Annotated in this window: 24 protein-coding genes and 1 pseudogene; 11 read left to right on the top strand and 14 right to left on the bottom strand. The window is 62.5% G+C overall.

The features are described 5' to 3' along the window. Positions 1 to 12: 12 nt before the first annotated feature. The 4 genes from FHT93_RS06890 to FHT93_RS06880 all read right to left on the bottom strand — a co-directional run bounded on the left by FHT93_RS06890 (position 13) and on the right by FHT93_RS06880 (position 3,135). Positions 13 to 312 carry a hypothetical protein gene (locus FHT93_RS06890; RefSeq protein ID WP_112969369.1) on the bottom strand — a complete coding sequence of 100 codons (300 nt, stop codon included), beginning with the start codon at positions 310 to 312 and terminating at the stop codon, positions 13 to 15. A gap of 249 nt (positions 313 to 561) precedes the next feature. Continuing rightward, complete coding sequence (locus FHT93_RS35510) at positions 562 to 741, bottom strand: hypothetical protein (RefSeq protein WP_246781564.1); 180 nt, start codon at positions 739 to 741, stop codon at positions 562 to 564. Beyond that, entirely contained in the window at positions 738 to 1,943 is a 1,206-nt protein-coding gene (gene zigA, locus FHT93_RS06885) for a zinc metallochaperone GTPase ZigA (RefSeq protein WP_183846830.1), read from the bottom strand. The genes FHT93_RS35510 and zigA overlap by 4 nt, the downstream gene beginning before the upstream one ends. A gap of 178 nt (positions 1,944 to 2,121) precedes the next feature. Beyond that, positions 2,122 to 3,135, bottom strand: coding sequence for a zinc ABC transporter substrate-binding protein (locus tag FHT93_RS06880; RefSeq protein WP_183846828.1), 1,014 nt, complete (start codon positions 3,133 to 3,135; stop codon positions 2,122 to 2,124). A gap of 102 nt (positions 3,136 to 3,237) precedes the next feature. Here FHT93_RS06880 and FHT93_RS06875 point away from each other — a divergent pair, with 102 nt between their 5' ends. From FHT93_RS06875 to FHT93_RS06865, 3 genes are read left to right on the top strand one after another with little or no spacing between them, the layout of a single operon-like run. Beyond that, positions 3,238 to 4,227 carry a metal ABC transporter ATP-binding protein gene (locus FHT93_RS06875; protein WP_183846826.1) on the top strand — a complete coding sequence of 330 codons (990 nt, stop codon included), beginning with the start codon at positions 3,238 to 3,240 and terminating at the stop codon, positions 4,225 to 4,227. Then, on the top strand, positions 4,220 to 5,035 hold the full coding sequence (znuB, locus tag FHT93_RS06870; protein WP_112546870.1) for a zinc ABC transporter permease subunit ZnuB: 816 nt from the start codon (positions 4,220 to 4,222) through the stop codon (positions 5,033 to 5,035). Before FHT93_RS06875 ends, znuB begins: the two co-directional genes overlap by 8 nt. Beyond that, positions 5,032 to 5,430: a Fur family transcriptional regulator gene (locus FHT93_RS06865; RefSeq protein WP_112546871.1), complete on the top strand. Its 399-nt coding sequence runs from the start codon at positions 5,032 to 5,034 to the stop codon at positions 5,428 to 5,430. Before znuB ends, FHT93_RS06865 begins: the two co-directional genes overlap by 4 nt. Positions 5,431 to 5,463: 33 nt before the next feature. On the opposite strand, the gene FHT93_RS06860 is transcribed toward FHT93_RS06865, so the two are convergent. Further along, positions 5,464 to 5,730, bottom strand: a complete 267-nt coding sequence (locus FHT93_RS06860; RefSeq protein WP_183846824.1) for a hypothetical protein — start codon at positions 5,728 to 5,730, stop codon at positions 5,464 to 5,466. 438 nt (positions 5,731 to 6,168) lie between these two features. Next, positions 6,169 to 6,915, bottom strand: coding sequence for an aminoglycoside phosphotransferase family protein (locus FHT93_RS06855; protein ID WP_112969377.1), 747 nt, complete (start codon positions 6,913 to 6,915; stop codon positions 6,169 to 6,171). 204 nt (positions 6,916 to 7,119) lie between these two features. On the opposite strand from FHT93_RS06855, the gene FHT93_RS06850 reads away from it, so the two are divergent. Further along, a complete protein-coding gene (locus tag FHT93_RS06850) occupies positions 7,120 to 7,860 on the top strand; it encodes a gamma-glutamylcyclotransferase (protein ID WP_112546874.1) in 741 nt (246 codons plus the stop codon). A gap of 150 nt (positions 7,861 to 8,010) precedes the next feature. Here FHT93_RS06850 and FHT93_RS06845 read toward each other — a convergent pair whose 3' ends face one another. Continuing rightward, positions 8,011 to 9,042, bottom strand: coding sequence for an aldo/keto reductase (locus tag FHT93_RS06845; protein ID WP_112969379.1), 1,032 nt, complete (start codon positions 9,040 to 9,042; stop codon positions 8,011 to 8,013). A 168-nt stretch (positions 9,043 to 9,210) separates the two neighbouring features. On the opposite strand from FHT93_RS06845, the gene FHT93_RS06840 reads away from it, so the two are divergent. Beyond that, entirely contained in the window at positions 9,211 to 9,831 is a 621-nt protein-coding gene (locus FHT93_RS06840) for a TetR/AcrR family transcriptional regulator (protein ID WP_113204026.1), read from the top strand. 25 nt (positions 9,832 to 9,856) lie between these two features. Here the strand turns inward: FHT93_RS06840 and FHT93_RS06835 are convergent, their stop codons facing one another. The 4 genes from FHT93_RS06835 to FHT93_RS06820 form a co-directional block, all read right to left on the bottom strand. Beyond that, complete coding sequence (locus tag FHT93_RS06835; protein ID WP_183846822.1) at positions 9,857 to 10,822, bottom strand: DMT family transporter; 966 nt, start codon at positions 10,820 to 10,822, stop codon at positions 9,857 to 9,859. A 74-nt stretch (positions 10,823 to 10,896) separates the two neighbouring features. After that, a complete protein-coding gene (locus tag FHT93_RS06830) occupies positions 10,897 to 11,397 on the bottom strand; it encodes a DUF4405 domain-containing protein (RefSeq protein WP_018114287.1) in 501 nt (166 codons plus the stop codon). A gap of 258 nt (positions 11,398 to 11,655) precedes the next feature. Beyond that, complete coding sequence (locus tag FHT93_RS06825; RefSeq protein ID WP_183846820.1) at positions 11,656 to 13,143, bottom strand: L,D-transpeptidase family protein; 1,488 nt, start codon at positions 13,141 to 13,143, stop codon at positions 11,656 to 11,658. A 190-nt stretch (positions 13,144 to 13,333) separates the two neighbouring features. Beyond that, on the bottom strand, positions 13,334 to 14,242 hold the full coding sequence (locus FHT93_RS06820; RefSeq protein WP_183846818.1) for a LysR family transcriptional regulator: 909 nt from the start codon (positions 14,240 to 14,242) through the stop codon (positions 13,334 to 13,336). A 129-nt stretch (positions 14,243 to 14,371) separates the two neighbouring features. Here FHT93_RS06820 and FHT93_RS06815 point away from each other — a divergent pair, with 129 nt between their 5' ends. From FHT93_RS06815 to FHT93_RS06805, 3 genes are all read left to right on the top strand, one after another. Further along, positions 14,372 to 15,085, top strand: a complete 714-nt coding sequence (locus FHT93_RS06815; protein WP_183847564.1) for an SDR family oxidoreductase — start codon at positions 14,372 to 14,374, stop codon at positions 15,083 to 15,085. A 4-nt stretch (positions 15,086 to 15,089) separates the two neighbouring features. Further along, entirely contained in the window at positions 15,090 to 15,317 is a 228-nt protein-coding gene (locus FHT93_RS35505; protein WP_246781563.1) for a VOC family protein, read from the top strand. Between the two features lie 326 nt (positions 15,318 to 15,643). After that, positions 15,644 to 17,377: a PAS domain-containing methyl-accepting chemotaxis protein gene (locus tag FHT93_RS06805; RefSeq protein WP_112969385.1), complete on the top strand. Its 1,734-nt coding sequence runs from the start codon at positions 15,644 to 15,646 to the stop codon at positions 17,375 to 17,377. 100 nt (positions 17,378 to 17,477) lie between these two features. On the opposite strand, the gene FHT93_RS06800 is transcribed toward FHT93_RS06805, so the two are convergent. Continuing rightward, positions 17,478 to 18,128, bottom strand: coding sequence for a dihydrofolate reductase family protein (locus FHT93_RS06800; RefSeq protein WP_183846816.1), 651 nt, complete (start codon positions 18,126 to 18,128; stop codon positions 17,478 to 17,480). 146 nt (positions 18,129 to 18,274) lie between these two features. On the opposite strand from FHT93_RS06800, the gene FHT93_RS06795 reads away from it, so the two are divergent. After that, on the top strand, positions 18,275 to 19,033 hold the full coding sequence (locus FHT93_RS06795) for a prolyl oligopeptidase family serine peptidase (protein ID WP_183847563.1): 759 nt from the start codon (positions 18,275 to 18,277) through the stop codon (positions 19,031 to 19,033). Between the two features lie 21 nt (positions 19,034 to 19,054). Here FHT93_RS06795 and FHT93_RS06790 read toward each other — a convergent pair whose 3' ends face one another. Then, positions 19,055 to 19,681 (bottom strand): TetR family transcriptional regulator, encoded by a 627-nt coding sequence (locus FHT93_RS06790; RefSeq protein WP_183846815.1) that lies wholly within the window; start codon positions 19,679 to 19,681, stop codon positions 19,055 to 19,057. A 91-nt stretch (positions 19,682 to 19,772) separates the two neighbouring features. Here FHT93_RS06790 and FHT93_RS06785 point away from each other — a divergent pair, with 91 nt between their 5' ends. Both FHT93_RS06785 and FHT93_RS06780 read left to right on the top strand, forming a co-directional pair. Further along, the gene (locus FHT93_RS06785) at positions 19,773 to 20,429 is read left to right on the top strand and encodes a class I SAM-dependent methyltransferase (protein WP_183846813.1); all 657 of its coding nucleotides are present in this window, start codon (positions 19,773 to 19,775) and stop codon (positions 20,427 to 20,429) included. A 77-nt stretch (positions 20,430 to 20,506) separates the two neighbouring features. Further along, positions 20,507 to 21,369: pseudogene (locus tag FHT93_RS06780) on the top strand (SDR family oxidoreductase). A 117-nt stretch (positions 21,370 to 21,486) separates the two neighbouring features. Here FHT93_RS06780 and FHT93_RS06775 read toward each other — a convergent pair. Continuing rightward, on the bottom strand, positions 21,487 to 22,971 hold the full coding sequence (locus FHT93_RS06775; protein ID WP_183846811.1) for a DHA2 family efflux MFS transporter permease subunit: 1,485 nt from the start codon (positions 22,969 to 22,971) through the stop codon (positions 21,487 to 21,489). Positions 22,972 to 23,035: the final 64 nt, after the last annotated feature.

Here is a 23,035-nt window from a genome sequence, read left to right as displayed (position 1 = left end):
CGCGAAGCGCAATCAGCGCAGGCCGAGATAGACGAGAAGGCATGCTGCCGCAGCGGTGACCGCAAGTTTCGGCCACCTGTCGTCAAAGACGAAGGCGAGCAAGGCTCCGCCGGTGAGCGTTACGCTGGCGCTCCAGAAACTCTTGTCGGCGCAAGTGAGCGCGAGGGCGGCGAGGAATACCGCGCTCGCCACCATCGTCACCGGTGCCGATGCCCGGACGATGTCATCCTCCACCACATAGGGGAGAATGAAGCGCCGCAGGCTGAGGGCGAGGGCGGCTCCGAGCAGGAGGTCGGTAAAGACAGGCGGCATGGCACATCCGATTGTTTCGAACGAAGCCGTTGCAAGCGGTGTGCCAGTCGCGGGAATTTCGGCCGAGCCCCGCTTCTGCGGGAGATCGGCTCGGGGAGGGCCCACAGTTTTGGGGTTCGTGCCCATTTATTGAATTTGGGATGATGAAAAAAAGATCATAAGGTCGATCTGCGCAAAGTTTCATCCGAAGGGCAGCCTGCCAGGGCGAGGCTCGACCCGGCAGGCGCAGGTGCGCCCCCTGTTCAATGCCTAGTCCCGCCGGCGCGAAGGCATGACCAGTTCGGCAATCGTTCTCAGGACACGCTCCGGTTTGCTCGCTTCATTCCCGGTTCCATCTCCGTAAGTGAGCGGATGCAGCCCGTCGATCGGCGGCAGCGGTTCGCATTCGATGCACAGGCAACGATAGGGCCTGATCGCCGTCGCCTTCATGCTGCCTGCCGGCTCCAGCTGGCGAAGGGGTCGGGCAGATTGCGCCAGCGCTCCGGCGTGAAGCTGGCGCTCTCCACCAGGCAGGCGTCGAGCTCCCGCCTGATCCAGGACTCATCCATCGGATCGGCGCCGATGAAGACGATTTCCTGGCGGCGATCTCCCCAGATGGGGTCGAGATAGGGGCCGATGCCGTTGAGGAAGGCGGTTTCCTGCGGCCATTGTTCGCGCGGGACGGCCGCCCACCAGAGGCCCATCTTGCCGGTGCGCACGATCGCGCCGGCCTGGCTGATTTCGCCGACATAGTGCGGGCGCGTGGCAAGCCAGAAAAAGCCTTTGGCGCGCACCACGCCCGGCCAGGATTTATCGAGGAAGGCCTGCAATTTGGCGGGGTGAAAGGGGCGTCTTTCGCGATAGACGAAGGAGCGGATGCCGTATTCCTCGGTTTCCGGCACATGATCCTTGAAGCCGTGCAGTTCCTTGTACCAGAGAGGGTGGGTCTCGGCCCTGTCGATATCGAAGCGGCCGGTGCCGAGCACATCCTTCAGCCCAACCTTGCCGAAATCCGTCTCGATGATGCGGGCATCGGGGTTGAGGCCGGTGATAATCTTTCTTGCCGCATCGCTTTGCTCCTCGCTTGCCGTGCCGATCTTGTTCAGAACGACGATATCGGCGAATTCGATCTGCTCGACGAGGAGGTCGACGATCGTCCTGTTGTCGCCGTCACCGGCGGTTTCGCCGCGGTCGGCGAGGAAATCGGCTGAGGCGTAGTCGGCAAGCAGGTTGGCGGCATCGACGACGGTCACCATCGTGTCGAGGCGGGCGATATCGGAGAGGCTCAGCCCGTCCTCGTCGCGGAATTCGAAGGTGGTGGCGACGGGCAGGGGCTCGGCAATGCCTGTCGATTCGATCAGCAGGTAGTCGAAGCGGCCCTGTTCGGCGAGCTGGCGGACTTCCTTCAGAAGATCGTCGCGCAGCGTGCAGCAGATGCAGCCATTGGTCATTTCCACCAACTGTTCCTCGGTGCGGGAGAGATTGGCGCCGCCATCGCGCACAAGGGCGGCATCGATATTCACCTCGCTCATGTCATTGACGATGACGGCGACGCGCATGCCTTCGCGATTCCCGAGCACATGATTGAGCAGCGTCGTTTTCCCGGCGCCGAGGAAGCCGGAGAGCACAGTAACCGGAAGTCTCTTGTCCATGATATCATCCTATTATGTTATAACGTAACATATGGGCCGACAAAAAAAAGGCGGAATGGGGGTGTCGCCGCCTTCTTTCGCCGCAGCGCTCGCGGGGGCGGGCTGCAAGTTCGACAGGGTGCCTTTTGGCATTTCCCTACTTGTAGAATGCGCACATTGCTGCCGACGCTCGCTCGGACTATGCGCTGGCAAGGCAGTTCCGCATGCTGTCGGCGATGCCGCGCATGAGGGAGAAGTAGAGATCGGGGCCAGCAGGCAGGGTGGCGGCTTCGGGGTCGAGCACGCCCGACTTCGCCTTGGTGCCCTCGATGACCACGTTGACGAGACGCGGCTCGAATTGCGGTTCGGCGAAGACGCAGGTTGCGCCGAGATCGCCGACCTTCTTGTGGATCTCCGAGATGCGCTCCGCACCCGGGATTGTTTCCGGGCTGACGGTGATCGAGCCAGCGACACGGATATGGTAGCGGTGCTCGAAATACTGATAGGCATCGTGGAAGACCACGAAGGGCTTGTCTTTTACCGGCGCAACGGTCGCGGCGACTTCCTTGTCCAATGCATCCAGCTTGTCGTCCAGCGCCTTTGCATTGGCCTCATAGGTCAGAGCGTTGGCGGGGTCGGCGGCAACCAGCGTCGTGGTGATCTCGGCTGCCATGGCTTTCGCATTCATGGGATCGAGCCAGAGATGGGTATCGAAGCCGTGGTGGCCGTCCTCATCGTGAGCGTGGGCATCAGACGCGTGGTCATGTCCGGCTTCGCCGTGCTCGGCGGAAGCACTATCGTGCTCCGCGGAAGCACTATCGTGGTCCGCGTCGTCGTCGTGAGCCTCGAACGCGCCGCCTTCGCGGAAGGGCAGCTTCACCAGGCCCGGCGCATCGTCCAGGCGCGCGACGATGGCGTCGGAACCCAGCGATTCCAGCGGCTTTTCGAGGAAGGCTTCGAGGCCGGGGCCGACCCAGAATATCACCTTGGCTTGCTGCAGGGCGCGGGCGTTGGAAGGCTTCAGGTTATAGGTGTGCGGGGAGGCGGCGCCATCGACGATCAGCTCAGGCTTGCCGACGCCATCCATGATGGCGGATACCAGCGAATGGATCGGCTTGATCGAGGTGACGACGACAGGTGCATCGGCCGCCTGAAGAGCCCCGGCGATGAGGAAGGCCGGGATCGCGAGGGTAATGCCCATCGCCAGTTTCATCAGCATGCTCCGCTTGAATTGCCATTGTTATGTTATTACATCAATTGCGTTATGCTATAACGTGTGCAATAGCAGGACGCAACAGCACTTTCGGAAAATTTGATGCTCTCTCCCGCAAATACCCCTGCTGGTAAGAAGGCCGAACCGCTGGTTTCGCTTGAGAATGTCGGCATTCGCCGCGGTGGCCGGTGGCTGGTGCGCGGTGTGGATTTCTCCGTTTCTCGCGGCGAGATCGTCACGCTGATCGGCCCGAACGGCTCCGGCAAATCGACGAGCGCGAAGGCGGCGATCGGCGTCCTGAAGGCGGATGAGGGCAGGGTGACGCGCATTGCCGGCCTCAAGGTCGGCTATGTGCCGCAGAAGCTTGCCGTCGACTGGACGCTGCCGCTTTCGGTGCGGCGGCTGATGACGCTGACCGGGCCGCTGCCCGAGGCCGATATCATGGCCGCGCTTGAAGCCTCCGGCATGGCGCATATGCTGGATGCGCAGGTGCAGCACCTCTCCGGCGGCGAATTCCAGCGCGCCTTGATGGCGCGCGCCATTGCCCGCAAACCCGATCTTCTGGTGCTCGACGAGCCGGTGCAGGGCGTCGATTTCGCCGGCGAGATCGCGCTTTACGAGCTCATCAAGTCGATCCGCAACACGACCGGCTGCGGTATCCTGCTGATCTCGCACGATCTCCATGTCGTCATGGCGGAAACGGATACCGTGATCTGCCTCAACGGCCATGTCTGCTGCCGCGGCACGCCGCAGGCCGTCAGCCAGAGCCCGGAATATGTGCGCCTCTTCGGCAGTCGGGCTGCGCCGACGCTCGCCGTCTACAGCCACCATCACGACCATACGCATCTGCCCGACGGGCGCGTGCTGCATGAAGACGGCTCGGTGACCGATCATTGCCATCCCGACGATGGGCATCATCATGACCACAGGCACGTGCATTCGCACGCTCATGCCGAAGCCCATGCTCATGCGCAGGCTGATGGCGATCATCACCACGGGCACGCGCATGCGGAGGCCCGCGCCCATACGCACACGCATTCTCAGAGTGGGGCGCAGAGCACGGCCAGCAGCGGGGAGGACCGTCATGCTTGACGATTTCTTCGTGCGCGCCATTCTTGCCGGCGTCGGTCTGGCACTGACGACGGGGCCGCTCGGCTGCTTCATCATCTGGCGGCGCATGGCCTATTTCGGCGATACGATCGCCCATTCGGCGCTGCTCGGCGTGGCGCTCTCGCTGCTCTTCGAACTCAACCTGACGCTTGCCGTCTTCGTGGTGGCCGCTGTCGTCTCGATCCTGCTTCTCTTCCTGCAGAAGCGTCAGGCGCTGTCGGCCGATGCGCTGCTCGGCATTCTCTCGCATGCGACGCTTGCGATCGGCCTCGTCATGGTCGCCTTCATGACCTGGGTGCGCATCGATCTCATCGCCTTCCTGTTCGGTGACATTCTTGCGGTGTCGACGACCGATATCGCGCTGATCTGGGGCGGCGGCATTTTCGTGCTGGCGGCCATCGCCTGGCTGTGGCGGCCGCTGCTTGCGGCCACCGTCAATCCGGAACTGGCTGAGGCCGAGGGCCTGCAGCCGGAGCGGGCGCGGCTGTTCTTCATGCTGTTGATGGCGGTCGTCATTGCCATTGCCATGAAGATCGTCGGCATCATGCTGATCACCTCGCTCTTGATCATTCCGGCGGCAACGGCGCGGCGCTTTTCCTCGACACCGGAACTGATGGCCGTGCTTGCCTCGCTGATCGGCGCTGTCGCCGTCGTCGGCGGGCTCTTCGGCTCGCTGACCTATGACACGCCATCAGGCCCGTCGATCGTGGTGGCCGCCCTCATTCTCTTCATTCTGAGCCTGCTTCCCGCCTGGCGCGGGCGCAGGGACCTGCAAGGACAAGGCTCATGACCGCACCGCAAATGACCCGTAACCAGGCGCTCGTTTTCGACGTGCTCGAAAAGGCCGAGGGGCCGCTCAGCGCCTATACGATCCTCGACAAGCTGCGCGACCAGGGTTTTCGCGCGCCGCTGCAGGTCTACCGGGCGCTGGAAAAGCTGCTCGAATATGGCGTCGTGCATCGCCTCGAAAGCATCAATTCCTTCGTCGCCTGCGCCCATCCGGGCGAGGATTGCCACAGCCACGGCATCGTCGCCTTCGCGATCTGCGAAAGCTGCGGCCAGGTGATCGAATTCCACGACCATGAGGTTGACCATCGGCTGATGGGATGGGTGCGCAGCCAGAAGTTCAAGCCGGCGAAAACGACGATCGAAATCCGCGGCACCTGCGAGGCTTGTGCGGCCTGAACCAGAAGCGGGGCCCGGTTACAGGGCCGATGCTCAGTGAACCGTCGATTCATCAGGGCGGATAAAATCGGCCTGTCCGACCATCTTTATCGCTTCGGCGATCCGGTTTGCGACCTCATCCGCGTCGCCTGAAATGGCCTCGTAGTTCTGCAGCAGGTCGGCAATGTTCTCCATTGCCTGTGACAGGCTATTGCTTTCCTCGAGGGCGGTCGAAGAGGCGTGGAGCATGTTGCTGAGCTTCAGCAGCAGCCGCTCGATCTCTTCCCTCGTCATTTCGTCGATACCCTTGGTCTCAGCCACGACCGCCCCCAACGATCAATCCGGAATCTGCTTGAAATGCGATTGCTAATCACTTGCATTAGCAAAACATAATTGCGAACTGTTCGCAACAGAAAACGAACGGATCTGCTGCCCTGCCGAACCGAAGGTGTAATCGGGAACGGGCATTGAGAGGGCCGTCCGGTCTTTCATGATCAAGCGCTGGCGCTGGGGCGGGCGGAGACCGTCGCGTACCGCCGCCTGAGCTGCGTGGCGCTCTTGACCGCCTGTGCCGAAAACGTCCTTCCCTGGTCCGTCACGAGCCACCCGCTGAAGGGCGAACCGCCGACGATCGATCTTGCCGTCGGCCATAAGAGGCCGAACAGCTCGCCGACGCTGGCACTATTCCTCTCCAGGCCGAGGCAGCTTGGCAAGGAGCAGGTGCAGACGGCGAAAGGCGATGCGAATCAGGAAGTGGCCCTATCCGTCGACAGGGGCGAGTGCTGCAAGATGCAAGAGATCTTCGTTCTCCTCGGGCACGTCCTCTGCCAGGCGGGCTGCGGCGATAACCGGCAGCCAGGTGAAGATCTCGTCAGCGGGTAATTCTGCCGCCTTCGCATAGGTGACGACATAGGCCTCGGCGATTGCCGGGAGCACGCGGCGCATCAGGAGGTAGGTGCGGCAGACATCGGCGGCCGGGTTGCCGCTGCAGGCATCGAGCCAGTCGACGATCATCGCGTCACTGCCGGAGCCCAGGATATTCCAGGGATGGAAGTCACCGTGGCAGACCCTGTCACCATCGGGCAGGGCGGCAAGTGTGAGAAGCAGCCGGTCGCGCAGGTCTTGTGTCAGGGGTTCGGCGCTTTCGATATTGGCCGACAGCCTCGATTTCAGCGAGGGGAGGCCGGTGCCGGGTTCGCGGTGGAGGCGCAGGTGCAGGGCGGCCATTTCCTTGATGGCTGACAATGGCGGCTCGGGCGCCATCTCATCGGCAAGGCTTGCCCCGGTCACGCGATCCATCAAAAGGCCCCAACGGCCGTGATAATCGCCGACGACGTGAACCCTGGGCGCTGGCAGCGACAGTTTCTCGGCGATCGCCAGACTGGCGGCTTCGCGAAAGGCGGGGGCTTTCGGCCGGCCGGGCTTATAGAGCTTCAGCGCCAGCGTGCCATGTTCAAAGACTTCCGCTTCCTTGCCGGCGCCGAGCAGACGGCCGATTTCGCTCATGTCGGGCTCCCGTTCATTGAGTCTCTTCGAGAAACATGTGGTGCTGATCTTTGCGGCGGGAAGAGGGAGGCGACGATGCGTCGATTGTTGCGGCTGCGGAGACACTGTGTCTGTGCCGACGGGCTTTATCCGGCGCGCGAGGCGTGGATGATGGCGACGAAATAAGGCCGTTGACGATGTCCGCGGCCGGTATTTGGGGGTGTCATGACCATCAAGAATAAAAACTCGGAAACGGTCGCCTGCTGCGGCGAGGAAATCCTGTCGCGCGAACTGCTGCTGAGCGGCGTTTTCGCAGACCTGATTGCCGGGGCGGCGCCGACGCTCCGGCTTCTGAGCGACGAGGAGCGGCAGGCATCGCTCGCGTCGATCCTTGCCGAACGGCCGGAAGGCCCTGTCTGGATTTTCGCCTATGGGTCGCTGATCTGGAATCCGATCATTCTGAGTGTTGAAAGCCGGAAAGCCCGTATCGAGGGCTGGCGCCGGTCCTTTTGCCTTGCCACCGCATCCGGACGCGGCTCGCCGGAAAATCCGGGCCTCGTGCTCGGGCTGGATGCGGGCGGCAACTGCGACGGCGTGGCCTTGCGCCTGGAGGAAGACGATCTCCTGCACGAGCTCGAACTGCTGTGGCGGCGGGAGATGGTGGCCGAGGCCTATATTCCGCGCTGGGTCGACCTGCTTGACGAAGACGGCGCGCGTTTTGGAAGCGGTATCGCTTTCACCATGAACCCGCTGGCAAATACCTATGCCGGCGGCCTTTCCAGGGAAGCGACCGTACAGCGGCTTGCCACGGCGGCAGGCAGTATCGGCAGTTCCGCCGATTATCTGTTTCGTACACGTGAAGGCCTGCGGGCGCTCGATATGTGGGACGAGCTTCTGGAAGGGCTTGCGATCGAGGTGGAAGAGGCGCAGCGCCGGCTGCAGCAATTGCCTGCCGCTGACCTTTGATCAGCCCGATTTTCGAAACCGTTCGGCAAGCATGAGCCGAACCTGGTTCCAGCGAACTGGCCCCGGCCAATCATGGCCTTGTTCCCGACCATATTGCCGATGTGCTGAAGGCCCCGCCGGAATGGCGGAGCCTTCAACCTGTGTTTCCGATCAGCCGGCGGCGCGTTCGGCGGGCGGGCGGCGGCGCAAACTCGCGGTCTTGATCGCCGGGGGCTGGTAATTGGCCTCCAGCGGGCCCGTTTCGGTGCCTGGGGGTACGATGGCGTCGATGGCGTCGAGCAGTTCGTCGCTCAGGCGCACTTGCGCGCCGGCCAGGAGATCGTCGAGCTGTGCCATGGTGCGGGGGCCGAGAATAGCCGACGTGACGCCCGGATGGGCGATGACGAAGGCAAGCGCCATGTGGGTGAGCGAGATGCCGGCGCCTTCCGCGAGTGGGATGAGCTGCTCGACCGCATCGAGGCTGTTCTCGTTCGACATCTGCTTCGGGAAATAGGCAACGCGGGTGCTGTCCGGCTGGGCCGCACCCCTGCGGTAGCGGCCGGTCAGCATGCCCATGGCGAGAGGGCTCCAGACCAGCGCGCCCATGCCGTAGCGTTCGAGGGCGGGGAGGACTTCGCGCTCGATGCCGCGATGCAGGATGGAATAGGGCGGCTGCTCGGTGCGGAAGCGGGCGAGCCCCCGCTTTTCGGCCACCCATTGCGCCTCGATGATCTCGGAGACGGGGAAGGTGGAGGAGCCGATGGCGCGGATCTTGCCTGCGCGCATCAGGTCGGTGAGGGCCGAGAGCGTTTCCTCGATATCGGTGTCCGGCGCCGGGCGGTGCATCTGGAAGAGGTCGATATAATCAGTCTGCAGGCGGCGCAGAGAATCTTCGACGGCGCGATAGATCCAGCGGCGCGAGCTGCCCTGCTGGTTCGGATCCTGGCCCATCGGGATGAAGCATTTGGTGGCGAGAACCACATTGTCGCGCCGGCCTTTCAGCGCCTTGCCGACGATCTCCTCGGATTCGCCGTGGCTGTACATATCGGCGGTGTCGATGAAGTTGATGCCGGCGTCGAGGGCCTTGTGGATGATGCGGATGGAGTCATCGTGATCGGCATTGCCGATGGCGCCGAACATCATGGCGCCAAGGCAATAGGGGCTGACCTTGATGCCGGTGCGGCCAAGGGGACGGTATTGCATCTTCGTTTCCTTCGAATCTTGGACTGCTCGCGGGAGCAGGTGAATCTTGAGCTGCCCGTCAGGCAGGCTTTGCGGCTGGCAAAGTCCTGGCAAACGAGGTATAAGAGCGCATCCGGAACGCGGTTCCGTTTATACGGAACAATGTTCCGTTTTGCAAGAGGTGTTGATGTGACTGACGGGACGGACCGCCCGGGCGAGGCGCGTGAGGCTGATGGCGGCCATGAAAGGCCTGTAAGAGCGGACGCGCGGCGCAACCTGGATTCGCTGCTGAAAGCCGCCTTGGATGTATTTGCCACTTCCGGCGTGGATGCGCCGGTGCGCGAGATCGCCGACAAGGCAGGGGTGGGCGTCGGCACGCTCTACCGCCATTTTCCGCAGCGTTCGGATCTCATCAAGGCGGTCGTGCGCAACGAGATGGATGCCTGCGCCGATGCCGCCGTGACGCTTGCCGCCGAACACGAGCCGGGAGAGGCGTTGTCGCGCTGGATGCTGCGCTTCACGGACTTCATCATGGCCAAGCGCGGCCTTGCCGCGGCACTCCATTCCGGCGACCCGGCCTATCAGGCGCTGCCCGTCTATTTCGAGCAGCGCATGATCCCGGCGTTGCAGGGCCTGCTGGATAGGGCCGTTGCCGCCGGAGCCGCACGCGGCGATATCGAGGCGAGCGAACTCCTGCGCGCCGGCGCACAGCTTTCCAATCTCGGGCAGGGGGATGATCCAGCGACGACGCGGCGGATGCTTGCGCTTCTGGTGGACGGGCTGCGTTTTGGGGCGGGCGTGAAGGGCTGAGGGTCCTGATCCTCGCCGCCTGTCTTCAGGCCGTCGCTGTCTTTTCCTTCGGTTTCAGCAGGATGATCAGCAGCAACCCGGCGATGATGAGGGCCGCACCTTCGAGGTGATAGGTCTGCAGCTTTTCACCGAGGATCAGATAGGCGAGCACGGCGATGAAGATCGTCTGTATGTAGAGGAGCACGCCGGCGCGGGCGGCACCCAGTGCCTCGATGCTCCGGTTGAAGAGATAGTACATGAGCGCGCCGCCGGGGATTGCCACATAGGCGAGCGCGATGAGACCGCTCGTATTCAGCGTCGTGCGTTCGTCGGCGGTAAGCTCGTAGAGGTAGAAGGGCAGTGCGGTCAGCGCCGCGGCACCGAGCAGCAGGACGAGCAGGGCAAGGCGGTTCAGGTCGAATTTCGCGCGCCGCAGCAGCACCGTATACAGGCTGAAGCAGAAGGCGCCGGCGACGATCCAGAGTTCGCCGGGATTGAAGTCGAGGCGCAGCAGCGCATCGGGGCTGCCTTTGACGATGATGAGGAGGATGCCGAGGAAGGCAAGGATGGAGCCGGCCACCTGCCAGCTTCCCATCGGCTCTGACAGCATGACGCGGGCAAGGATCATGGTGATGATCGGGATCAGTGCGATGATAATGCCGGCGGTGGTGGCATCGGCATGTTCGAGGCCGACGAAGATCATGCCTTGGCAGATGGCAAGCCCCATGCCGCCGATGAAAAGCAATTCCAGGCCGCGTGCCCGCACCAGCGCGAGCATCTCTGAAAAATGGCGTTGGACGATCGGCAGCAGGATCGCAAAGGCGATCAGCACGCGCCAGAAGCAGAGCGCCCAGGGCGGCATCTCGGTGGAGACCCATTTGGCGGCGATATAGACGCCGGCTGAGAGGAGCCAGCAGAGAACGCCCACGGAATAGGCGCCTGCAAGCGAGCCGCCTGCCGCCCGTTCCGTCCCGACACTATCACCATGGACTGCCAAGACATGTATCGCCATCGCCCAGTTATGCCACAAATTCCGGGCGCCGCACAGGTGAAGGCGCTGTCGGCAATAAGCGGTAGGACGCAGGCTTATCCTTCCACGCCGAAGATGATCGCAAGAGCGCGGTTCTCATCGATTCCATGCAGGCGGGCGAGATCTCCGACGGATTGATCCGCCTCGGCCTCTATGCCCTGCTGCCTGAGCCTGGCCAGGAGATCGGCCTGTGACTGACCGGTGACATCGGCAAGGGCTGAGAGAGGGGCGTAGACAAGCGCCTGTTCGATCGGGCGCTCCAGTTGCGGCCCGGTGATCTGCCCCCAGCTGAAGACGGAAGCGGCAAGCACGATCGCGAAAACCGCAATGCTGTAGCGGCCCCAGCGCGCCTTCAGATGCGACTGGAAGGGCTTGATGTTGGCGACGATGTGGCCGATGGCGCCAATAACGAAAAACCAGGAGAACCATTGGTGGACGACGGTCATCAGGCCTCGTTCCCACTCGAAGAACATCATGACGCCGGTGCCTGCCATCAGCAGGAAGGAGCCGATCGTCAGGGGTGTCGCCCAGCTGCGTGTAGTGATCCTAGCGGCCATCGGAGCTGCTCCCGATGATCGCCGCGCGCGGTTCTGCTGCGCCGGCGCCGCACTTGCGTGCGCCGGTTGAGATTTGCTGTGCCATATCCACTCCATTATGTGTATAATGCACATATATCAGGGGCGGAGCATGCCGTCAATGAATATGTGTAAAATGCACATATCGTTACCCGCCGACGATTGTCGGCAGGGACGACGAGAGGATAGCCAGAGGGTAGCTGGCGATGAAGGGGCGGGGCTGGCACAGCCCCGGCCGAGTTACGATTGAGCGCGGCTTGCGGTCGTCGCTGAAATCGCCGTCAAGGTTTCCGCATCGCGGCCGTAGATGTCGTCGAAATAGTGGATGACGCCATCATCCGTCGGCCATGCGGTGAAATAGGAGACGTAGACCGGAACCTGTTCCGGAACCGGCATGTCCTTCTTGGCGCCATCAGCGATCTGCTGGTCGACGAACTCGACCGAGGTCTTCAGGACGGCGGCGGCCATCGCCTTCGGGTTTTCCAGACGCACGCAGCCATGGCTGAACATGCGGTCCTGCGAGGCGAACTTACCACGGGCAGGGGTATCGTGCATGTAGATGTCGTGCGAGTTCGGGAAAAGAATCTTCAGCTGGCCGAGCGCATTATCGGGACCGGGCGGCTGGACGACACCGATATTCTCAAGTGGCTGCGACCAGTCGACCTTGGCCGATGGCATGGTCTTGCCCTTGACCGAGACCACATAGCCTTCCTTGTCCAGATAGGCGGGATCGCGCTTCAGATGCGGCAGCATCTCGTTGCGGATGATCGATTGCGGCACGCCCCAGTCGGGGTTGAATTCGACCGTCTTGATCGAGGCGTCGAAGAAGTTGGTCTGGTGATCCTGCTGGCCGATCACCGCCTTCATCGAGAGTGTCAGCGTGCCGTTTTCGTAATAATAGGCCATGTAGGCGGGCTGGTTGATGAAGACGTAGCGCTCCGGGAATTCCTGCGGCAGCCAGCGCATTTCCTCCATCGCCACGATCACCTTGTTGATGTTGGCGGCAGTGTCCCCGCCCTGGCCCGAGGTGCGCAGGTAATGCAACTCGGCGGCAAGCTGGGCGAATTTCGGATTGCTCGGCAGAAGGCGGTCGAAGACCACCATGAGGTCGGGCGTGGCCGAGAGTTGGGCGATCGTCGCCCTCAGATCGACCGGCTTGCGCTTGAAGTCATAATAGTTGGACAGCTTGTTGGGATCGATGCGGCCGCGGAAATTATCCTGCAGGAACATCAGCATCTTGGCCGAGAGGGAGGCTTCGAACTCGGCCAGTGCTCTCGCGCGGTCCGATCCTTGAGGAGGAGCAACGGCATAGTCGCCGGCATTCAATCCCCAGTCCTCAGCCTGCTTCAGGAGGCTGAGCGCCTGCGCGGCCTTGGGGGTCGGTCCCTTGCCATCGACCCAGATGAGCTTTGCCTTCGGCTGGGCGTAATAGGCCTCGACCGCCTCGGCGATGTCGTTGTTCATCAAGACTTGGAGGCCGTCCATCTCGTTCAGCACCTTGGCCTGATTGCCGCTGGCTGAATCAAAGAGGGCCGACAGCGACGCGTCCGTATCCTGCCGGAGGATATGGACGGGGCGGCGGGCTGGAACCGTATAGTTGGGCCTCGGGCTAGCCTGGGTGACGGGCGACGCCGGCAGCGGCTCGGCGCGCACGGTAATTGCACTCCCCGAGAGCACCAGAAGACCGGCGAGCGGTGCGATCCAGCGGGAAGATGTTTTCAGCGACATTCTGACGTCCTTGAAAGCTGATTGAAACACTGTCTCGGCGCGCAGTCTTGGGCCCAGCGCGCGCGGGCAGTCTGAGTGGGGGCATTGGCTGACTAAAGCGCCAACAATCGGGCAGAAGATGGGCATTGCTTGCGTCTGGCAAGTCCACATAAGCCAGAAGTCTTTGGAACGAAATCACTTTTTCGACAAATCAGCAGTGATCCGTCGACACTTCCGCCGGCGATGCCTTGCGCAGTCTCTGCGACAGGAAATCGATGCAGAGGCGGACCTTGGCGGCGGCAAGCCGGCTGTGAGGGAAGACGGCATGGATCGGGGCGGCGGCGAGCCTTGCCTCCGGTAGCACAATCTCCAGCGCACCGCTGTCGATGTCGTCCTTGATGTCCCAGATCGACTTCAGCACGAGCCCGGCCCCTAGAAGCGCCCAGCGATGGGCGAGCTCGCCATTGTTGGTGGTGAGCCTGGCGGTGACATTGGCGCTGCGCCCATCCGCAAAGGTCCAGTGCGTGTTGGGCGGCTCGCCGAAAGCGATGACCTCGTGGGCGGGCAGATCGTCGATCGTCTCGGGACGGCCGCGGCGGTCGAGATAGGCAGGGGAGGCGCAGATGACACGACGGTTCGGCGCGATCTGCCGGGCGATCAGGCTGGAGTCGGACAGCGCGCCGAAACGAATTGCGAGATCGTAGCCCGCCTCGACGATGTTCACCAGGCCATCCTCGGTATCGAGATGGATGGTGAGATCGGGATGGGCCTCCCGGAATTCATGCAGGAGTGGTGCCAGCCAGCGGCGGCCGAAGGCATAGGTGGCGGTGACCTTCAGAAGGCCGCTTGCCGTATCCCTGCCGCTCGTCGCCTCGGTTTCGGCATCGTCGATCTCGGTCAAGATCTTAGAGCAGCGTTCGTAGAAGCGCGCGCCTTCCTCGGTGAGGGAGAGGGAGCGTGTCGTCCTGTTGACGAGGCGCACACCGAGCCTTTCCTCCAGACGCGACAGCTTGCGGCTGACGACGGTCAGCGAGAAGTTCAGATCGCGGGCTGCACCGGAGAGGCTGCCGGCCTGAACCACGCGCACAAAGACCAGCATGTCGAGGAAGTTGTCGCTCATATTCTTGCTGATATCGCAAGAGACAGTCTACGACAATATCCATTCCGGCAAGAGCCCTGTCGCGCTAACTTCCAGCCATCGAAACAAGGCGGGATTGCCCCAAACTGGAGAGAAAAGATGACTTCGACCATGAAATCCTTGGCCAAACAACGCGTTCTCGTTGTCGGGGGTAGCTCCGGCATCGGCCTTGCGGTCGCGCAACAGGCGGCAGCTGCCGGTGCTGAGGTGACGATCGCTTCGCGCTCGGCAGACAAGCTTGCCGAGGCTGCAAAGTCGATCGAAGGCAAGGTCGAGACGGCAGTGCTCGATACCTGCGATAACAGCAGTGTCGAAGCTTTCTTCGCTTCGCACGAGGCATGGGATCATGTCGTCATCTCCGCCGCCCAGACGCCGAGCGGGCCGGTGCGCAAGCTTTCACTCGATGATGCTGCGCGGGCCATGGACAGCAAGTTCTGGGGCGCTTACCGGGTTGCGCGGGCGGCACGGTTTGCCGAGCGCGGCACGCTGACCTTTATTTCCGGCTTCCTCAGCGAACGTCCGTCAGCGTCTTCCGTCTTGCAGGGCGCCATCAATGCCGCACTGGAATCCCTGGCCCGTGGCCTGGCACTGGAATTGTCACCGGTCAGGGTCAACGCGGTTTCGCCCGGTCTGATCGACACGCCGCTCTGGTCGAAGATGGATGAGGGCAACCGGAACGCCATGTTCGAGCGCGTCGCAGGCTCGCTGCCGGCAAAGACGGTCGGGCAGGCCTCCGATATCGCCAATGCCGTGCTCTTCCTCATGACGACGCCCTTTGCCACCGGCTCCACGGTGCGCGTCGATGGCGGCGGAGTGATCGGGTGATGCCATGCAGCTCGATCATGTGACTTTGCGCACGGCGGATCTGGAAGGGACGCGACAGTTCCTCCAGAACCTGCTGGGCCTGACGGTCGGCTACCGTCCGGATTTCGGCTTTGCCGGCTATTGGCTCTACAATGACGGGGAACCTGTCGTGCATCTCATTCCGGGCGGGAGCAGGGCCGTCGGCCGGGATGCTGAGGCGATCGATCATATCGGCTTCCGGCTGGAAGGCTAGGATGCCTTCCGGGCTCGGCTCGACGACGACGGGATTGTCTATTCCACCATGGATCTTGTCGAGCTTGGCGAACGGCGCCTCTTCGTGCGCACGCCGGGCGGCATCCTGCTGGAACTCGTTTTTCGCGAGGGCGGGATGTCAGCGGCAAGGAAAGCCTAGCGCGTGTTCCAGGCGAATTCGACGCGGCAGGACGGCTTTCGATGCGCGACCAGGCGGCATTTCAGATATGCTTAATGGCTAATTAAGGGTGTCCGACTAATGTCTTGAGAAAGTGCTGCGGCTACCCGAAGTGGTCCGGTACTTCCCACCTCTGAGGGTCCAAAGGCATGTCTCGCTTTCCCATACCCGGCCTCGACGCATCGGCCGTGCTTGATGCCCTGAGCCGGTCGCAGGCCATCATCGAGTTCGACCTGACCGGCACTATCCTGACGGCGAACGAGAATTTCTGCAGAGCGGTCGGTTATCGGCGCGAGGAAATCGTCGGACGCCATCACAGCCTGTTCGTCCTGCCGGAGGAGGCGGCCTCCAGGGAGTACAAGGCCTTCTGGGCGAAGCTGGCGCGCGGCGAGTATGACCAGTGCCAGTATCGCCGTCGGGCCAAGAATGGCCAGGAAATCTGGATCGAGGCCTCCTACAATCCGGTCTTCCGCTTCGGCAAGCCATACAAGGTGGTGAAGATCGCTACCGACATTACGGCAATCAAGCGCAAGAGTGCCGAAGACGAAGGCAAGCTTGCGGCGCTGTCTCGGGCGCAGGCCGTTATCGAATTCACGCCCGACGGCAAGATCCTCGGTGCCAACGAGAATTTCCTCGCCGCACTCGGCTACAGCGCGGAAGAGATCATCGGCAAGCACCACTCGATGTTCTGCGAGCCTGACTATGCCCGCTCCGCCGAGTATCGCAGCTTCTGGGATGAGCTGCGCGCCGGCAAATTTGCGACCGGCCAGTTCATGCGGCTCGGCAAGGATGGCAAGCGCGTCTTCATCCAGGCATCCTACAATCCGATCATCGATCACCGAGGTCAGGTCTTCAAGGTCGTCAAATTCGCGATCGACGTGACCGACCGGATGGATGCGGTCGAGGAACTGGGAGCGGCACTCGAGCGGCTTTCCGAGTGCAATATCCGCATCACGCTGGACAAACCCTTCGTCGGCGAGTTCGAGCGGCTGCGGCGCGATTTCAACAAGTCGATCGGCGAATTCCAGAAGACGCTGGTCAATGTGCTCGGCCAGACCGGCGACCTTTCGAAAAGCAGCCAGGAAGTGCGTGAAGCTTCCGAACATCTCGCCGAACGCTCCCGCGAGCAGGCCACGGCGCTGGAAGAGACGACGGCGGCACTGGACGAGATCACCGCCACCGTGCGCTCATCGAGCGAGAACACGAAGGAGACCCGCCAACTCGTGCAGAGCGCCCGCGCCTCGACGGCATCCTCGACCGAGGTGGTGCGCCAGACCGTCAATGCCATGCAGCGCATTGAGACGGCGTCGGGCGAAATCAGCAAGATCATCGGCGTGATCGACGAGATCGCCTTCCAGACCAATCTTCTGGCGTTGAATGCCGGCGTGGAAGCTGCGCGTGCGGGCGAGGCCGGCAAGGGTTTTGCCGTGGTCGCGCAGGAAGTGCGCGAACTGGCGCAGCGCTCGGCCAACGCCGCCAAGGAGATCAAGGCGCTCATCAACAATTCCGGTGCGGAAGTTCTCGAAGGCGTGCGCCTTGTCGGCGAGACCGGCGAGGCGCTGAAGCAGATCGATGTGCTCGTGCGCCAGATCGACGGCAATGTGGACAGGATCGCCAAGGCCGCAGACGAGCAGACGACAGGTCTCGGCGAGATCAGCAAGGCCGTTTTGCGGCTCGATCGCCTGACGCAGGACAATGCCGCCATGAGCGCACGCACGACCGTCATCAGCGCCACGCTTGCCGTCGGAGCCGATGCGCTCGCCCAGCTCGTCAGCCTCTTCAAGCTCAACCGCCGCGCCGTCCAGCGCGAGGACGGATCGTCCGTCAAGTCGAACTGGACCGGCAATCGCGGCGGGCAGGAGCAGGGGCGCAACGCAGCCTGAGGCGAAGGTGGCTTTTCACGGCGCTTGTGAGAAGCCGCGTTTCGGCACAGCACGAAGGCCTCTCTTTCAGGGCAGGCAGGATACCGCGAAACGAGTGCGATTACTTCCAGTTCCGCCGGCGTTCCAGCTCGGCATCGGACGGATTGTCGTCGGCAAACGAGCCAGTCGGGACTTCGCCGCTCCGCTCATAGGTGGCGATGATGACGCCCTTGCCTGAGATCGACGAGCGGTTAAGCTTGAGGGCGCCAGGGGTGGCGCCGCCCTCGAACAGGCGCTTGCCCTTGCCGAGGAGGAGCGGGAAGGTCATCACCGTCATTTCGTCGATCAGGTCGTTGGCAAGCAGGGTCTGGATGAGATTGCCGGAGCCCTGGATGAGCAGGTCGGGTCCATCCTCCTGTTTGATCCTCTTCAGGCTGGCGACGATATCGGAGCCGAGGGCCTTGCTGTTTTCCCATGCGAGCGTATCAGGCCGGTGCGTCGCCACATATTTGGTTGCGGGGTTGAAGACCGCGGAGATCGAGTCATCCTGATAAGGCCAATGGGCGGCGAAGATATCGTAGGTCTTGCGGCCTAGCAGCAGGGCGAAGGGCTTTGCGAAAAGCTCGTCGATCACCTTGCCGGATTCCTCGTCCCAGTAGTGGAATACCCAGCCGCCGAAATTGAAGCCGTTGACGGGATCTTCCTGCGGGCCGCCCGGAGCCTGCATGACGCCGTCCAGGCTGACGAAGGTAGAGGCTATGATCTTTCTCATTATGGTCTCCTCGTGGTGGTGATCTTTCAGATGATCTCGGCCACAGGACGAATTGGGCGAGGGCTAGCCGACAAATACTGCGAAAATTTATGGAGACCGCGCCGTCTGCGCATGGCAGTTTCGGCGGATCGAAGGGCGGGGTGGCGATGCTGGATGTGACGCAACATCTGATCGACAGGGGCGACGGGGCGAATGTGGAGCTTTTTCAGGCGCAGCCTGAAAGCACTACGCCTGCCGGCGCAATCCTGTTTGTCCACGGCAACCAGGGTGGCCGTCTGATCGGCGCGCAGGAGACGGTCGATAGCGGCACGCTGCTTCGGTTCTGCTCCGGTTTGAATATCACCGCGGCGGCGGTCTCGCAGCCGGGCTTCGGAGCTTCTGACGGACCTGCGGATTTTTGCGGTCCAGACACCCAGCGAGCAATCATGGCCGCACTCTCTTTCCTGCGGGAGCAGCCATCAGTCGATGCCGGTCGGATCGTTCTTTACGGCAACAGCCGGGGAGCGGTTGCCTCGGCCATGGTCGCGGCCCAGGTTCCCGATCTCAGGGCCGTCATTTTGCGCAGCGGGGTCTACGATCTCAAGGCTGCCTATGAGGCGAGTTCAAAAGGTTTGCGGTGGACGATCGAGCAGGAGGCCGGTCTGTCGAGCGAAGCCTTCCTGGCCCGCTCCGCCCTGCATCACGTATCAAAAATCCGGGCGGAAACCCTTCTGCTGCACGGGAGGCTTGATGAGCGGGCTCCCGTTGCCCAGGCCGAACAGTTCTCGGATGCGCTGACCGACGCCGGGGTGCCGGTGACGCTCCATGTCTTCGAGTGCGGGCACGACATTCCCCGGGAATATGCGCAGGCCGCGCAGCGCGCCTTCCTGCAAAGGATGTTCGATCCCGTCGTGACCTATCATTGAGCCGGCAGCCAGCCGCGCTGGTCAGTTGAGGCTGCGGAGGTAGGCGCAGAACATGTCCGACATCGCGTCCGCGAAGGCTGAGATTTCGTTCTCGGCATGCGCTGCCTCGGAAAATTCCTTTCCGACCGTGCTCATCGTCGTCATGATCAGGTCTCCGGCCATGGTCCGGATTGCGTCCGATACGTCGGGCAGTGCTTCCCGCATGAACTGCTCGATAATGTCATCGGCGGCTCCCCGTGCCTCCTGCGCTTCGGGAGCGTCGCGATAGAGGGGTGCGGCATCGTTCAGCGCGACGCGGACGGCGGCTTCCTCGCATTCGGAGCGGATGAAGGCGTGGACCAGGGAGCGCAGCCGGTCGAGCGGCGGACGGGTCTCGTCACCAAGGACGTCGCCCAGCAGATTCGAGGTCTGCCGCCATTCGTCGCTCTGCAGCCGGAAGAGGATGGCCGCCTTGTTGGGGAAATATTGATAGAGCGAGCCAACGCTGACGCCGGCTCTTTCGGCTACGCGAGCGGTCGTAAAACGCTGCGCGCCTTCCTGCTCTAAAACCTGAACAGCAGCTTGCAGAATGGCGTTTACGAGCTCGTTCGAGCGCGCTTGTCTCGGCGATTTTCTTGAGGAAATTCCGTGGCTTGGACGCTCTGCCATATTGACGTTCCGCAAATGCGATTAGCGAATGCGACGGATTATTCGTATTTTCGTTTCGAAAGCAAGCCATCCGAAATGAGGGATTTTCCTGATGAACACCATGACAAGCGCACCGCTCGCGCCGCTTCTCGATCAGCTGTTTGCCGAGGCCGACAGAGCCACCAGCCCGGCCATGGCCGGGCTCTCGCACGACGAGCGGGAGCGGCTCATACACAGCAAGACCGAATATCTCGATTTCTACGGTCGCCTGAAGGATCTGTGGCTGCCCGTCTCGCGCCAGACCGGAGAGCTGCTCTACATGCTGGCGCGCAGCACCAACGCGAAGACCGTCGTCGAGTTCGGTACGTCCTTCGGCATCTCGACGCTCTATCTTGCCGCGGCCCTTCGCGACAATGGCGGCGGGCGGCTGATCAGCAGCGAATTCGAGGTCTCGAAGGTTGCGCGGGCTCGCCAGAACATTGCAGAAGGTGGCCTTGCCGATCTCGTCGAAATCCGAGCAGGCGATGCGCTCGAGACATTGAGCGCCGATCTTCCCGATTGTATCGACCTGCTTCTGCTTGACGGGGCGAAGTCGCTTTATCCCGAGGTGCTGGCGCTTGTCGAAGGCCGGCTTCGGCCTGGGGCGCTCGTCATTGCCGACGATGCCGATTATTGCCCGCAATATCTCGACCACGTCCGTTCGCCCACGAGCGGATACATGTCCACGCCCTTTGCCGACGACATCGAGCTGTCGATGCGCGTGGCCTGACTTCGACTAGTCTTTGCACAACACAACAACCTCAACACCGGCTGCCTGACGGCAGTCCGGCAATGGAGATCTCAGCAATGCACATATTCGTAACGGGTGCGACCGGCTGGCTCGGCACCGCCATCGTCGAGGAACTGGTCCGCGCCGGCCACAAGGTCAGCGGGCTTGTTCGCTCGATCGCAAAAGCAAAGGCGATTGCGGTCATCGGCGCAAAGCTCGTTCCGGGATCGCTCGATGACCTCGACCTACTCGCCGAGACCGCGCTGAAGGCCGATGCGGTGATCCACACCGCCTTCAACCACGACTTCTCGAAATTTCTCGATAATGCGGCGCAGGACGAGCGCGCGATCCATGCGCTCGGGAATGCGCTTGCCGGGTCGGATCGCCCGCTCATCGTCACATCGGGCCTGCTGGGCTTTCCGCGGGGTGCCACGGAAGCGGACCTGCCGAACCCGGCGTCGCCGCGCAAATCGGAAGCCGCCGCCCGTGCGCCGGGCAGGGGATCCGTGCGGCGACGATGCGGCTTGCCCCGAGCGTGCATGGCATCGGCGATTACGGCTTCATCCCGATCCTCGTGCGCATCGCCCGCGAGACCGGCGTATCCGCCTATCCTGACGATGGGACGAATTGCTGGTCGGGCGTGCATCGGCTGGACGCGGCCCGCCTCTACCGCCTGGCGCTCGAAAGCGGCGTCACCGAAGCGGCCTATCATGCTGTCGCTGACGAGGCGGTGCCGTTCCGAGAGATCGCCGAGGTGATCGGACGCCAGCTCGGCCTGCCGGTGGAGTCTCGCCCCCGCGAACATTTCGGCTGGTTCGCCACCATGGCGGCAACGAACATGGCAGCCTCCAGCGCCCATACGCGCTGGCTGCTCGGCTGGCAGCCGACCTGCCGGGGCCTCATCGACGATCTCGACCAGCCTGGCTATTACGCGCGTTAGAACATTTCCGTTTTTCTTCGAAACACGGAAATGTTCTAACTCTTTGTTTTCACGCAATTCCGGACACAAAACCGCTGCGCACTTTTGTTGGAATTGCTCCAGGCTCGCCGGAAGCCGTCAATGCCCGCCCATCGGCTGGCCGTCAGGCTGGTTGGGCGGGCGTCTCACGTAAAGGGATGCCGCGACCGCTGCCAGCGAAATCAGCGCGCCGACGAAGAAGGCGGACTGCATGCCGCCGACTGTTGCCGTTGCGGCATCTGCCTCACCTTGAGTCAACACGCCGGCGCGCCAGGTCATGATGGCGACATAGAGCGTGGTGCCGGCGGCGCCGGCGACCTGCTGGGTGGTGCCGATGATGGCGCTGCCGTGAGAATAGAGGTTCGGCGGCAGCGAGCCGAGGCTGACGGTGAAGAGCGGCGTGAACATCAGGGCAAGGCCGATGCTGAGCACGATATGGATGGCGAGCACGACCCAGACCGGAGTCGTCGTGGAGATGAAGGTCAGGCTCCACATCACGCCGCTGAAGAGGATGGCGCCGGGGATGACGAGGCGGGCAGGGCCGTAGCGGTCGAAAAGCCTGCCGACGAAGGGGGCGCAAAGGCCCATGATCAGGCCGCCCGGCAGGAGCAGCAGGCCTGTCGTCAAGGTCGTCTGGCCGAGGACCGACAGAAGATAGATCGGCAGAAGGATGAAGACGCCGAACATCGACATCATCAGGATCGCCATCATGCCTGCCGCTATGGTGAAGGTCTTCGTCTGCAGGGTGCGCAGGTCGAGTAGCGCCCTTTCGTGCTTCTGGAGATAAAGCTGCCGCCAGATGAAGATGGCGATGACGGCTGCACCGGCAATAAGCATGACGCGGGGATCGAGCGGCGTCGAACCGCCCTCGGGCGCACCGAGCTCGCTGATGCCGAAGACGAAACTGCCGAAGCCGATAGCCGAGAGTATGACCGAGAGAATATCGAGCGGTGCCTTCGACGGCACGGTGACGTTCTCGATTTTCGCAGCACCCAGCGCAAGAGCCGCAAGCGCGATCGGCAGCACCAGCAGGAAGAGCCAGCGCCAGTCGAGCGAGGAGAGGATGAGGCCCGAAATCGTGGGGCCGATCGCCGGCGCGACGGATATGACGATCGAGATATTGCCCATCGTCTTGCCGCGCGAATGCGGCGGCACGAGGTTCATGATCGTGGTCATCAGGAGCGGCATCATGATCGCCGTGCCGGAGGCCTGGACGATGCGGCCGACGACCAGCATGGGGAAGCCGGGGGCAAGCGCGGAGACCAGCGTGCCGGCGGAAAAGAGCGCCATGGCGAGGATGAAGACCGGTCGCGTGTTCAGCCGCTGCAGGAGATAGCCTGTCACGGGGATGACGGTGGCCATGGTCAGCATGAAGGCCGAGGTCAGCCATTGGGCGGAGCTCGCGGGGATCTTGAGATCGGCCATCAGGTGCGGGATCGCCACACCCATGATGGTCTCATTGAGGATGACCACGAAGGCGGAGACAAGCAGCAGGCCAATCACCAGCCTGTTGCGGGCACTATGGTCCTCGACCGGCAATTCGGCCTGTTCTTCGATCTCTGAAAGCAAAGGTTCACTGGTCATGGCGTTCCTATATCCATATCTGAAAGAAGGAGTTCTGCCTTAAGACGAAAGTGCCGGGCTGATT

The organism is Rhizobium sp. BK379 (assembly GCF_014193955.1).
GTDB lineage: Bacteria > Pseudomonadota > Alphaproteobacteria > Rhizobiales > Rhizobiaceae > Rhizobium.
Note: the sequence above shows the minus strand (reverse complement) of the source record. Positions and strands in the feature narration are given on the sequence as shown.